This window comes from Bradyrhizobium ottawaense, from assembly GCF_002278135.3.
GTDB classification, from domain to species: domain Bacteria; phylum Pseudomonadota; class Alphaproteobacteria; order Rhizobiales; family Xanthobacteraceae; genus Bradyrhizobium; species Bradyrhizobium ottawaense.
In genome coordinates this window covers 7,177,707-7,189,744 of sequence record NZ_CP029425.2, presented here as the reverse complement: position 1 = coordinate 7,189,744, position 12,038 = coordinate 7,177,707, and the positions used below count along the sequence as shown (strand labels likewise).

The following is a 12,038-nucleotide window of genomic DNA, read 5'->3' as shown; positions in this document are numbered from 1 at the left end:
CCCACCGCCCCAGCGTAGGTCGTGTATTCGAATTGCAAATGGAGGCTTTCCTCGAACTTGAGATGCTTACGACAGCATTCGTAGTCACTTACGTACGCTTGCATCAAGGCGGTAGCCGCAGCGGCATTTCACGCGACAGCATCCCAGAAAAGCTGCGCAGCTCGCTGAACGAGTTGAACGGCACCACGCACCGATGTGCCGGACCCAGCCAACGCGCCCAATGTTTGCTTTTCAAGTTACGGATATTCGTCGTGTCGCCATCCGGCTCTATCTGGAGAAGTTCCTTGAAGTCGACCGACGTACCTTGGCTTCCAGCTTCGCAGCGCGCTTTTTGGTCGCCTCCATTTGCGCATGCTGCGAGAACGGCATACCCAGCGCGCGGTTGCGAGCTCGCGACCGTCGGCGCCGGTCCGGACAATCGGCGCTTTGTAGTCCGGAAAGACTCCGGGCATCGGTACGAGATTGCCGGCCTAGCGGTTGACCACGCGGATTAAAGGCACTGATCGCCGCCTCGTTTCGGTGATGAGGCACATCTTCACCTTTCTCGAGCAGCGTGACGTGACCGCTGCGCAAGCTGTAGCAGGGTCGCCGAAGGGCGGCGGCGCACTTGCTGCAGCGGAGTCGGCTGGCCAGTTCTTGGCGAACGATGTGCGCGGGTGGCGCAGCGCGGCGAGGTCGACGTCGCGCCTGGTCTTGGCGAGCACTCGATCTCAAGCTAAGGAATCAGAGAGAGCGATCATGAGGAAGCTACATCCGTGGCTTGTGATCTGAAATCCGACCGCCCTTCGGTGTCGTGTTGCTCATACTGAGGCAAGATAGCCAGCCGGAATTTGCGGCTTGCTATAGCGCGACGATCTGGGTCGGAAGAGCGCGGCGATCAGGATGGCGAGTCAGTGTCGCGGCGCGATGATGATCGCCGCGATGATTGTCGCGCGCAAGAGTTTTGTTTGCTTTGATTGTCGCGGAGCGTCAATCAAGCGAGCGTTTTTTGTGTCGCGTGCTCCGGTGGCCGCCCTGGACCACGCTTTCGCTCGAGGGCAGTCCGCCTGCGATAGCTCTCGACGTTCATCTCGACGATGGTGGCGTGGTGAACAAGGCGATCGATCGCCGCGAGGGTCATAGCTGGGTCCGGAAAGACCTTGTTCCATTCTCCAAAGGGCTGATTGGCGGTGATCAGCAAAGAGCGTCGCTCGTAGCGTGCGCTGATGAGCTCGAACAGCACACTGGTCTCGGCCTGGTCCTTGGTGACATAGGCAAGATCGTCCAAGATGACGAGATCGAAGCGATCGAGGCGGTTGATGGCGCCCTCGAGGTTGAGCTCGCGGCGAGCCACCTGGAGCTTCTGCACGAGATCGGTGGTGCGGGTGAACAGGACGCGCCATCCGTTCTCGATGAGGGCCAAGCCGATTGCTGCCGCCAAGTGGCTCTTGCCTCCACCGGGCGGACCAAACAGCAGCAGATTGGCGCCCTTGCCGAGCCAGCCGTCGCCGGCGGCGAGTGCGGTCATTTGCGCCTTGGAGATCATCGGCACGGCCTCGAAGTCGAAGCTGTCAAAGGTCTTTCCGGTAGGCAGCCGCGCCTCGACGAGATGGCGCTCGATGCGGCGGCGGCCGCGCTCAGCGATCTCGTGCTCGGCAATGGTGGCGAGGAAGCGCGCCGCCGGCCAGCCTTCTTTATCGGATTGCTCGGCAAATTGCGGCCACAGCGCCTTGATGGCGGGCAGCCGCAGCTCGTTGAGCAACAGATTGAGGCGCGCGGTGTCGACTACGTTGGTTGTGCTCATGCGGCGCCTCCGATCTCGGCGGTACCGATGAGGCATTCATAGGTGGCGAGCGGTGCGAGGCGTACCACGACGTTCGGCACCTGGGCGGGATCCGGGGCGAAGTGAGTACGTAGCCGGTTGAGGTCGGGCAGCCGGCCGTCGTTCAGGTCAGCCGTGAGCTGATTGGCGAGTTCGGCCTCGCAACCGCGCTCATGGGCGAGTGCGAGGAGATCGACCATGATCCGGCAGGCCTTCTTGTCCGGTAAGCGTTTGCGCAAGACGTCGAAGGCTCGGCGGTAAGCTTCCCGGGGGAACAGCTGGTCGCGGTAGACCAGGTTGAGGAGCGCCATCGGCTTGCGCCGCAAGGAATGGATCACGTGCCGATAATCGACGACCTGATCGTGCTTGCCATTGGGATGCGGCCGCCCGCGCGGCAAGGTGAGGAGATGCGTGCCGCCGACAAACACGTCGAGGTGATCGTCATACAGGCGCACCCGCAGCCGATGGCCGATCAAGCGCGACGGCACCGTGTAGAACACCTTGCGCAAGGTGAAGCCGCCGGACGACGTCACGTGGACGATCACCTCTTCATAGTCCGACGTGCGGCGGTCCGGCAGATCCTGAAGTGCGCTACGTTCACTGTCGATCCGCTTGGCGTTGCGGGCATTGCGGCGGCTGGCGATCTCATCGATGAAGCCACGATAGGCAGCTAGATCGTCGAAGTCGGCGGTGCCACGCAGCAACAGCGCGTCGCCGATCGCTCGCTTGAGATGACCATGCGAACTCTCGATCGCCCCGTTCTCGTGGGCGATGCCACGATTGTTGCGGGAAGGCCGCATGCCGTAATGGGCACAGAGGTCTTCGTATCGCCGCGTCAGATCGTCTTTGGCGTCGCGGTCGAGATTGCAAAAGGCGGCCGACAGGCTGTCGGTGCGATGCTCCCGTGGCGCCCCACCGAGTGACCACAAGGCATTCTGCAGGCCTTCGGCCAGAGCGACGAAGCTCTCACCGCCGAGCACGACATGGGCGTGCTCAAACCCGGAATAGGCCAGCCGGAAGTGATAGAGACGATGGTCGAGCGGTACGCCCGCGATCGTGACACCCAATTCGCCCATGTCGGTGAAGTCGGACAGGCCGCGCTGACCGGGTTCGTGGGTCTGGCGGAAGATGACCTCCTGCTCCTCGCCGTGGATCGCCCGCCAGGCCCGGATCCGGCGCTCCAGCGTGCGACGGATGCCGGCGCCGAGCTCGGGATGGCGTCGGAGCAACTCCTCGAAGATCGTGACCGGCCGCACACCGGGGGCGGCCTTCAGCATCGGCGCGATATCTGTCTCAAATACGCGGGCCAAGGGATCTGGCCGGCGACGGCCGCGGGGAGCCTTCTTCTGCGACGGAAGGCGTCGATCCTTCTCGATCCGGTAAGCGGTCGAGGTGCTGAACGAAGCCTTGGCGGCGGCCACGGGTGGGCTATCGGTCTGACGGTACTTCATGTAGAGCCTCATTTGGTGATCGGTAATGTGTCGGCCTGGCACGCGAGTGATTCCTCTTGGCGGAAGAACCACTTGCATAACCAGCCGGCCGCGATCACCAGTCGGCGCGGTCCGCTGTGGATCGCGCCGACGCCGGGCTCGTAACTCCGGTCGGGCTACGCCCTCCCTGCGTCACGAGCCCGGCGTAGCCCTCTCATCATGGTCGACGCTCCACTTCCATCCTGTTCGCCGCGCGGCAGGCTTGCAGTCTGAGAACGCAAAGACGCCTTCGGAGCGATATTCCGGCCATGGCCGCTCTGTTTCGATTGTGTGTGGTCAACTACCGCGAAGCCAAGCGGCATGCACGCCGTAAGGAAAATCTACGTCTCTCCGGGTGAAACGAAAGACACGGCATCACAGGCACGAGCGCTGCATTCGTCCCGAGTGCAAATTTCGAAAATCGAGGGATTAAGTCCGTTGTTAAGCTGCATCGGAAGTTGCAGCCTCCTTATTTTGCGCTTCTCCCGCTCGTCCAAGGCAGACAGGAAGTGATCAGCTGATGAAAAAAGTCGCGCATAGAACAACTCCAAAAGTCGCAAAAATATGATAATTGACCCGTTAAAGTAGTTTATAGCGTAGTATACATCTTGAGGTCGTGCGCATGAGGCCTTGTGGAATGAATGAGGTACGACGCAGTCGTTGTTCGAGGATTTTCCAAGCATGAGTTCTGAGACGAGGAGAACGTTGCGCGAGCTCGAAAAGAAAGCTGTTTTCGTTTCATAGACTGGACATGGATTGCGTCTATGATCTGCACTGCTGATCAGGCTGCAAATCGATCTGGGGGCCTCATATGCGAGTGTCGTTCGATGAGAACGGCGCTAGCCGTGTCGATGCGTAGAGGGAGATCGGATTCTAAGATGCTGGTGGTGTGTGTATCGGAACTCAGCCGCTTAATTGAGCGACGCGGTGATCCACGCTCAGACAATTCGGGTGTGTAACATCAAGATTGTTGTGCCGGGTTTGTCGCCAGACGCGAGACCACTGAGCTTGTTTAGACATCCACAGAAAGAGGCGCCGTCATGAGTGAAACAATGGCTGTTGAAAATGTCATTCCGCGAGCCGACATCGTCAAGCACACGGACCGGCTTGGTGCCGAAATCAAGAACATTGCGCTGTCGGACGATTTGCCTGACGATATCATCGTAGCGTTCAACCGGCTTCTGCTAGAGCATAAGGTCATCTTCTTCCGCGATCAGGGACATCTCGACGATGCACAGCAGCAGCGTTTTGTGCTCCGGCCTACCGAATCCCACAAACACAATGGGTTCCCGATCCCCTGCGGATGCTCGCAGATAACCTCTGGGCTGTGAGCTTCGTCGCATCTGATCTCACTGCGACAGAGAGGGCCACCGAAGCCAACAAGCGGCCTTGGTGCGGCGTATCCAGTGGAACGATCTACGAAACGACACATCCGATTGTTCGTCTTCATCCCGAGACCGGCGAACGCATGCTATCGCTCGGTCGTTCCGTGAACAACTTCGTCGGCCTGCAGCGCTATCCCAGCCAAAGACTGTTTGAACGGCTGCAATCCGGAGCTCAGCCGTTCTGCTGGCACGGCAGCCGTTCGATTCCGCTGCCCAATTTGCGCCAACTGCCTCAAGCCAAAGGCAAGATGTTGACTGAGAGGGAGCCGATGGTCCTCCATGAAATGGAGTTGCAGCCCCGATCAAATGAGCCGGCGCAAAGCATCGAGATTACAGCGACAGCCGTTCACGCAGGTTAGAGTTGGCCTTCAGCCGTGGATCAGTGCAGAAAGCGCGTTTCAGCTGCCGTAATCTCGTCCATTCTCTGGTCTGAAGATTTCCTCTCCCGGTACAATATCCTTGGGGACGTTCTTGCTCGGGAATAGCTTTCGATCTCGCCAGGATCCTTCTTCTTTGAAATGGATCAGGATCATGTCGGCACCAGCCTTTCACATGCGCTTGCGGCGGGGCTAAGGCTTCAGCTTCGCCAAGCCAGCGATGAGCGCTTTGGTTCTCGCGATCACAAGAAAATTTGGATCCCGAGAGCAGCCTCGATCCAGCCCTGGAATTCCTTCGCTCAGCAGTTGCTGGCGGCGTCCGCAGCAAGGCTCGTAACCTTAGGGAATGTCTTGTCGTCGATGACAAGGGCGCTGGCGCTGGCCCTTTAGTACTCGCCAATTCCAATCATGACATCGATCGCGTTGCTACAGGCTGTGTCGTTGTCGGCCAGGATAGGTATCTTCGGGCGCCGGGCGATTGCTTCGCAAGTGATCGGATACGCCGGGCGTCTCGCTCCAGCCGCGCGCCAGATTCTTCATCAGCTCCTCCGACCTTGCCGCATCGTCGATCTCCCAGGCTTCACGCAGCCTTGCGGATCGTCGCATGCAGATGTCCCGACAGGCGCTCGACGATGCGGCTCTTGTGGATCTGACACCGTTGGATCGCCGTGTGACCGCCGAAGGTTTGGCGGATCGCCTTCGGCAGCGCCTTCGCACCATCGATAATGAAGAGGCGGCAGATTCCAGGATCGAGCCCAAGGCCAGTCAGGTTGTCCACCACCGCCTACACAATCGCAGTATTCTCGGTGGCGTCTTCGACAACCGCCAGCGGATGGTTGTTGCCTTCGCTGTCGATAGCAACGGCGGCGACCAGCGTCAGCTCATCGCGGATATGCAACCCATCGATCTGGATGGCGAGCAGATCGATCCGACCACGTCCATGCGGCCATCCGCTCCGCCCACAACTCGACGACCGGCGCGAGACGGCCGACTTGGATCGCCCGTCGCCCATTTTTTGCGGGAATGTCGCCCTCCGGCAGGCGGACCGCGGCCGAACCCGCGGTCGAGACGTTCAGCAACATCAGGTTCATCGCTCATTTGCCGAGCCATGCTCTGCGCGCGCGCCGGGGCTGGACGACGAACGCGTCGATGCGCGCGGCCGCTCTACCTCGATCCTCCCGCCGTGGAAGCGCTGCCGCCCAGTGCTCCGCCCCCAGTGTTGGCCGGCCCTCTGGTCCAATCGCCCAAGGCGTGGCCCGCACAGCCGCTCGCTATCCTCTTCGATCATCTGCGTAAGTCTCGCGATCCCGGCCGTCAGGCAGAAAAGGTCTAAGCTTCCCAACCTTTTGCCACGCTGCTTCCACCATCCTGGTCGCATCGCCGGCCCTTGTCGTGATAGTCTTCTTCATGGCGATGCTTTCTTTCCTGGTTTTGGCGAACCGAGCCTAACAGCTCAACGGGGGCAACGCCGCTCCTCCTATTTCAACAGCCGTCGGGAAGGGGCTGGCCTTAAGGTAGCGATCAAATTCGGTCTGCTGTGCATCGCTACCAATCGCGATCTTAGGAGGAGCGAGAGCCAATCGGTGGCAGTTCGCGACCCCGACCAAGCCTGGAAACTCGAGGGTCACCTTCAATTTCGACGCAGCGGGCAAGATCGACATCGGATACGCGGGTCGCCACACATGCGCGAAGACCCGAGTTGATAGTCCGTGCGACTGGCCGCTCGTTGGCTCGGGCGCGCACTGGTTGGCTCAGGACGCTAACTGGCGCACATGATCATCCCGCGCAATCTGAGCGCGCGCGAACGACCGTCCATCTTCTGTATTATTGGCAAGTTGTGCCCACTCGATCACCAAAGTTCGGTCACTTGCTCGTCAATTCCAAGGCGCGGAAAACTTAGCACATCGCCGGATCCAGCGCAGGATTTCGGCGCGAACGGAGCTACATTACGGAAATGCGGCTTTGTGGTAAGATAAATTCTTGAAACTTTAGATGGAAAACAACAGGCAAGAGAAGTCCGCAAGGAGTGACGATGAATGGGATGGAGACTGTGAATACAGCGGCATGCACATCCGAGGACGCGTCGCTTCCGCCGGGCGGCGCGGCTATGCTGCGATGGACCCGAGATCAACAGATCGTCGGCTGCCGTAGTAGAGAGAAGATCGATCCGGTCCGTGGGATAAGCCGCGGCCCGCACGTTTACGTCCTGCCTACAGCCCTCCATCAGATCTCGCCACGCTGGACTTGGAGGGGACAAGACCTGGATGTCGATCGCCACATTAAGGCGGAGCGCGTCTCTGGCGTCATTGTGCTGAAGAACCGACAGGTGCTTCTCGAGCGCTATGGTCTCGGGCGTACAGCGAAGGACCGTTGGACCTCCTACTCCGTTGGGAAATCAGTAACTTCTATCCTGATTGGCGCGGCTATCCAGGATGGTTACATCAACGGCATGGATGCGCCCCTCATCGACTATATCCATGAGCTAAAAGGCAGCGCCTACGACGGCGTAACCGTCCGACAACTCTTGACCATGACTTCGGGGGTCAAGTGGAGTGAGGATTACACGGACCCGAACTCGGACGACGCCCTGCTGATGACGGCCCCTTTCATAGACGGCGTCAACCCCGGCGTCGCTTACATGCGCCGTCTGCCCAGAATCCACCGGCCCGGGGCCAAGTTCGACTACAAGACCGGCGATTCCCATCTGGCCGGGGTCTTAGTTTCCAAGGCGGCCGGGAAGTCGATGTCAGAGTACCTCTCAGACAAGCTCTGGCGGCCCTTTGGGATGGAACAGGACGCATTCTGGGTGGTAGATCCAGCAGGCCAAGAGTACGGCGGCGGCGGTTTCATCACGACGCTGCGCGATTACGCTCGCATCGGGCAATTCATGCTGGACGGTGGTAGGGCCGGCGCCATCCAGGTGCTGTCGCCCGGTTGGTTGGCGGAGGCAACCCGCGCTCATTTGACCTTCTCACCCACGAGTACGGGAGCGACGGGTTATGGTTATCACTGGTGGATTTACAAGGACGCCTACGCGGCGCTGGGCCACGCCGGCCAGGCGATCTTTGTCTATCCGAAGGACAAGATCGTCATCGCGATCAACTCTGCGTGGCCTGAACCCAACCTGCCCGAGTATGGCCAGGCCCAGGCTGCCTTCGTCGAGGCCCTCCATGCAGCGGCTGTGGCGCAGCCTGAAGGCCCCGCGCGCAATGCTTGGTGAGGGCGCAAAGAGCTACTCGGCCCAAGGTTATTTATCCGCACTTGTCCCGTTCCCCTTCTGGCCAGCATTGTAGCCTGCATATCCTTCCGTCGAGGAGCTCCATCGCTCATGGGCATCTCGGCAGACGGCTTTATGCGTGTGGTTGGAACTGCGGCTGCCGCGCAGGACTGGCGTTCGTTGCGTCAAGCCGAGTACCGTGACGGTGAACTCTTGCTCGTACCGATGCACAGCAATTCCGGCGCGCCCGCAGTCTACACTGGCGGCACGTTCCGTCGACGTCCCGGCAGAACACCCACGGTCTAAATATGGGACTCGATCGGCTTCATCGTGTAAGCGGCCGCGCCGAGTTGACCGCCAGACGAGCACTTTGCCAAGACACTGGAGCGTATCCGCCTTTTCGGCCTATGAGACCGAGGAAAAGGCAGTCTCTCCTTCCGCTCGAGTCTGAGCGCGCCGGAGAGCAGGTGTATTTTTACTAGGCGCGCTTGTGCATGTAGCAGCCCAATCCCTGAATGGCTTTAAACCTTCGCGTCGCCCCCATGAAGCGCGGAATTTCGGCTCCCTAACGCCAAAAATGTGGAAATTCTGACCTTGCTCCCGCTAATATGGCCAGAGCGGGGAAAATTCCCGCGGGGCGTGGAGGAAACAATGAGGCATCTTTGGGTAAATCGCAGGCGCTTCATGAGAGGAATGTCGTCCGTTATCGCGGTCGGCACGCTGTCTTCTGTCGATGGCCCGGTATCGGCGCAATCCTCACGCGAGTTGCGCGTGGCATTTAGCGGGGGCAATTTTGGCAAGGCCATCGCCGAAGCTTATGTGAAGCCTTTCCAGACCGAGACCGGAGTTAAGGTAATTCAGATTACGCAGGATATAGACGCGGCCCAGATCGCGACGATGGTGCATGCGAGCAACATCACGGTCGACGTACTTCTTATGAATCAAGTCTCGGCGTTTACCTTGGCCGCGAAAGGAAATCTTGAAAAAATCGACTACTCGATCTACAGGCAGGTGGAATTAGAGGCGACGCAACATTACTGCAAACAGCCCTTTGGTTTCGGTAGTTTCGTATATTCCATGAACATGATTTACAATACGGGGAAGTTCCCGGGTGACAAGCCGCGGCCCTCCACGTGGGCCGAATTCTGGGATGTTAAGAAGTTTCCTGGAGCACGTACCCTCAGGACCGGGCAGTACGGCGCACTGGGTCCCTTCGAGGAAGCTCTGCTGGCGGACGGCGTTCCTGTGGATGCGCTCTACCCAATGGATATCGACCGTGTTTTCGCGAGCCTCGATAAAATCAAGCCGCACATCCGCAAGTGGTGGTCGACCGGATCCGAGATCCTGCAAATGATGCGTGATAACGTGGCTGACGTCGCGCAAGGCTATGACGGGCGGGCGCAAGCATTGATCGATGAAGGCGCGCCGATCGAAATCAGTAGGAGTCAGGCCAAGCTGGCTTGGGATAACTGGATCATTCCGAAAGGCAGTCCGAACGTCCAGAGCGCGCAGAAGTTCATTGAGCTCACGTCTCGCGCCGACCGCCAGGCAGCGTTCGCGCAATTGTTCACCCTCGCTCCGAGCAATCACAGTGCCTACAAGCAGCTACCCGAAAATGTAGCCCGCAAACTTGCGACCTACCCCGAGTACATGGCGAGCAGCTTCGCCATAAATCCGAAGTGGTACTTGGAGTCCGGACCGGACGGCTTGTCGAACATGGAGCGGCTAATCCAGCGCTGGAATGAATGGAGTCTGCGTTAGATCGTGGCTGTCCTTCGCGTGAACGGCCGGTCCATCGCGCCGCTCCGCACTTCTTAGCGCAATTGCCTGTCTGGAGTATAAATGCTGAATCCGTATCCTATGACTGCCCTAGGGTCCAGACTCAATTGAGCCAATATGCGACGAGAGCGGCGAGATGAACAGCGGCCAAAAAATTACGGGCGAGCTTGTCATATCGCGTGGCGATGCGCCGGAAGTCCTTGAGCCTGCAAAAGCAGCGTTCGATGACATTTCGTCCTTTGTAGGCGCGTTTGTTGAAGCGATGGATGACGACACGGTTAGATTTATTGGGGATTACGGGCTTGGCGCCACGACGAATGATTTCGCCGCGAAGCTTGTCGCCATCATACCCTTTGTCGGCGAGGAGCACGCTCATGGGTGGCGCGAGCGCCAGGACATCGGGAGCCGCAGCGATATCGGCATCCTGGCCTGGAGTCAGATGCAGGACGACCGGCCGGCAGAGCGGATCGCTCAGCGCATGGATTTTTGTCGTGCGGCCTCCGCGCGAGCGGCCGATTGCTTGATTGTGCTCCCCCCTTTTCCGCCGGAGGCACACCGGTGAGCTTTAATCGAGGTCGAGTCGAGCGACAGTACGACGCCGTCTTCGCCAGGCTTGGCCAGCGCTTCGAAGATTGCGCACCATCGTCCTCGCTTGGCCCAGCGATTGAAGCGATTGTAGATCGTCGTGTAAGGGCCGTATTCACGTGGACAATCACGCCATCGTGCACCCGATTGCAGCATGTGAATGATGCCGCTGACGATGCGTCGGTCGTCGTCCCGATCCGGCCCCGTCAGTCCCCTCGGCAGATGCGGTTCGATACGCGCCCATTGCCTGTCGTTCAGCCAAAACAAACCAGCGCGCATTCTCTCGCCCCCGAATCAACACGTAGGCAAGAGAATCACGTGGCGCTATTTAGGTACAGACCCTAGTACATGTTGAGGATGAAGTGCTGGAGAACGGTCCTGATTCCGCGGAAATCGAATTCCGGCGCGTCACGAAGACATATGGAGCGATTGCGGCGATCGAGGATGTCTCGCTCGCGGTTCGTGGCGGGGAGTTTCTGACCATTCTCGGTCCGAGCGGCTCGGGCAAGACCACAGCGCTCATGCTGCTTGCCGGATTCGTGGCTCCCACCAAGGGAGACATCCTCATTTCCGGGAAGTCGGTCGCGGCGGTGCCCTCCTATCGGCGCGACCAAGGCATTGTATTCCAGAGTTATGCGCTGTTTCCGCACCTCACTGTGCGGCGTAATCTCGAGTTCCCGCTCGAAATGCGCGGCATAAAGGCGGCCGAGAAGGCGATGCGTGTCAACCGCATGCTTCAGCGCGTGCATCTCAATGACTACGGTGACCGCATGCCATCGCAACTAAGCGGCGGGCAGCAGCAGCGCGTGGCGCTTGCTCGCGCGCTGATCGCCGACCCGCCGATCCTCCTGCTCGACGAACCGCTCGGAGCGCTCGATCGCAATCTTCGCGAGCAAATGCAGGTCGAGATCAAGAGCCTGCACAAGGAATTCGGCAAGACCACCATATGCGTCACGCACGATCAGGAAGAGGCGCTCACCCTTTCGGATCGCATCGTCGTCATGCGGGCGGGGCGGATCGAGCAGACCGACACGCCAGAAGCCCTCTATGATCGGCCGGCGACACGTTTCGTGGCCAATTTTCTGGGCGAGGCCAACATCTTCGAAAGCCCTGCGTTCAGGATCGAAACTGCTGCACCGCAGCCTTCCGGCGCCGTGATGATGATCCGGCCCGAACGTATTTGTATCGCCGCACCTGGGGCTCCAAAACGTGACGATGCGGACCTGTGCCAGTCCATCACCGGAGCAGTGAGTGACATGATCTACGCCGGTCCTTTGCGCAAATACCAGGTACGCGTCGGCGACTGCCTGATCGCAGTACGAGAGCATGTCGCATCGGGACAACAGATCTTCCAGCCTGGCGATGCAGTGCGGCTCGACTGGTTGCGGTCGGACGTCCGCTTCGTCGCAGTGTGAGGCACGAGAG

Annotated in this window: 10 protein-coding genes and 1 pseudogene; 6 read left to right on the top strand and 5 right to left on the bottom strand. The window is 59.5% G+C overall.

What is annotated here, in order from left to right; translation table 11 throughout:
- Positions 1 to 142 precede the first annotated feature (142 nt).
- The 3 genes and pseudogenes from CIT37_RS33745 to istA all read right to left on the bottom strand — a co-directional run.
- A pseudogene (locus CIT37_RS33745) lies at positions 143 to 504 on the bottom strand (SOS response-associated peptidase family protein); the annotation flags it as partial.
- A gap of 469 nt (positions 505 to 973) precedes the next feature.
- Complete coding sequence (istB, locus tag CIT37_RS33740; protein WP_018270204.1) at positions 974 to 1,783, bottom strand: IS21-like element ISBj11 family helper ATPase IstB; 810 nt, start codon at positions 1,781 to 1,783, stop codon at positions 974 to 976.
- Positions 1,780 to 3,294: an IS21-like element ISBj11 family transposase gene (istA, locus tag CIT37_RS33735; RefSeq protein WP_039228609.1), complete on the bottom strand. Its 1,515-nt coding sequence runs from the start codon at positions 3,292 to 3,294 to the stop codon at positions 1,780 to 1,782. The genes istB and istA overlap by 4 nt, the downstream gene beginning before the upstream one ends.
- Positions 3,295 to 4,310: 1,016 nt before the next feature.
- Between istA and CIT37_RS33730 the strand changes: the two genes are divergently transcribed.
- The 3 genes from CIT37_RS33730 (at position 4,311) to CIT37_RS33720 (ending at position 5,422) form a co-directional block, all read left to right on the top strand.
- Positions 4,311 to 4,601, top strand: a complete 291-nt coding sequence (locus CIT37_RS33730) for a TauD/TfdA dioxygenase family protein (protein WP_231088528.1) — start codon at positions 4,311 to 4,313, stop codon at positions 4,599 to 4,601.
- The gene (locus tag CIT37_RS33725; protein ID WP_231088527.1) at positions 4,574 to 5,014 is read left to right on the top strand and encodes a TauD/TfdA dioxygenase family protein; all 441 of its coding nucleotides are present in this window, start codon (positions 4,574 to 4,576) and stop codon (positions 5,012 to 5,014) included. Before CIT37_RS33730 ends, CIT37_RS33725 begins: the two co-directional genes overlap by 28 nt.
- Before the next feature lie 159 nt (positions 5,015 to 5,173).
- The gene (locus CIT37_RS33720) at positions 5,174 to 5,422 is read left to right on the top strand and encodes a hypothetical protein (protein WP_095424414.1); all 249 of its coding nucleotides are present in this window, start codon (positions 5,174 to 5,176) and stop codon (positions 5,420 to 5,422) included.
- 190 nt (positions 5,423 to 5,612) lie between these two features.
- Here CIT37_RS33720 and CIT37_RS33715 read toward each other — a convergent pair whose 3' ends face one another.
- On the bottom strand, positions 5,613 to 5,810 hold the full coding sequence (locus CIT37_RS33715) for a transposase (protein WP_095424415.1): 198 nt from the start codon (positions 5,808 to 5,810) through the stop codon (positions 5,613 to 5,615).
- A 1,254-nt stretch (positions 5,811 to 7,064) separates the two neighbouring features.
- On the opposite strand from CIT37_RS33715, the gene CIT37_RS33710 reads away from it, so the two are divergent.
- Both CIT37_RS33710 and CIT37_RS33705 read left to right on the top strand, forming a co-directional pair.
- Positions 7,065 to 8,252 (top strand): serine hydrolase domain-containing protein, encoded by a 1,188-nt coding sequence (locus CIT37_RS33710; RefSeq protein WP_095424417.1) that lies wholly within the window; start codon positions 7,065 to 7,067, stop codon positions 8,250 to 8,252.
- A gap of 690 nt (positions 8,253 to 8,942) precedes the next feature.
- On the top strand, positions 8,943 to 10,010 hold the full coding sequence (locus CIT37_RS33705) for an ABC transporter substrate-binding protein (protein WP_231088525.1): 1,068 nt from the start codon (positions 8,943 to 8,945) through the stop codon (positions 10,008 to 10,010).
- A gap of 121 nt (positions 10,011 to 10,131) precedes the next feature.
- Here the strand turns inward: CIT37_RS33705 and CIT37_RS33700 are convergent.
- Positions 10,132 to 10,892 (bottom strand): IS5 family transposase gene (locus tag CIT37_RS33700; protein WP_110115998.1). Its coding sequence is split into 2 segments (ribosomal slippage): positions 10,132 to 10,553 and positions 10,553 to 10,892, totalling 762 coding nucleotides; the frame shifts between segments, so codons are not numbered across the junction.
- Between the two features lie 86 nt (positions 10,893 to 10,978).
- On the opposite strand from CIT37_RS33700, the gene CIT37_RS33695 reads away from it, so the two are divergent.
- On the top strand, positions 10,979 to 12,028 hold the full coding sequence (locus CIT37_RS33695) for an ABC transporter ATP-binding protein (protein ID WP_095424723.1): 1,050 nt from the start codon (positions 10,979 to 10,981) through the stop codon (positions 12,026 to 12,028).
- The last annotated feature ends 10 nt before the right edge of the window (positions 12,029 to 12,038 follow it).

Coding starts and splice junctions, on each gene's coding strand:
- CIT37_RS33710 (WP_095424417.1), top strand. CDS start 7,065: ATGAATGGGATGGAGACTGTGAATACAGCGGCATGCACATCCGAGGAC.
- istB (WP_018270204.1), bottom strand. CDS start 1,783: ATGAGCACAACCAACGTAGTCGACACCGCGCGCCTCAATCTGTTGCTC.
- CIT37_RS33720 (WP_095424414.1), top strand. CDS start 5,174: ATGGATCAGGATCATGTCGGCACCAGCCTTTCACATGCGCTTGCGGCG.
- CIT37_RS33705 (WP_231088525.1), top strand. CDS start 8,943: ATGTCGTCCGTTATCGCGGTCGGCACGCTGTCTTCTGTCGATGGCCCG.
- CIT37_RS33730 (WP_231088528.1), top strand. CDS start 4,311: ATGAGTGAAACAATGGCTGTTGAAAATGTCATTCCGCGAGCCGACATC.
- CIT37_RS33725 (WP_231088527.1), top strand. CDS start 4,574: ATGCTCGCAGATAACCTCTGGGCTGTGAGCTTCGTCGCATCTGATCTC.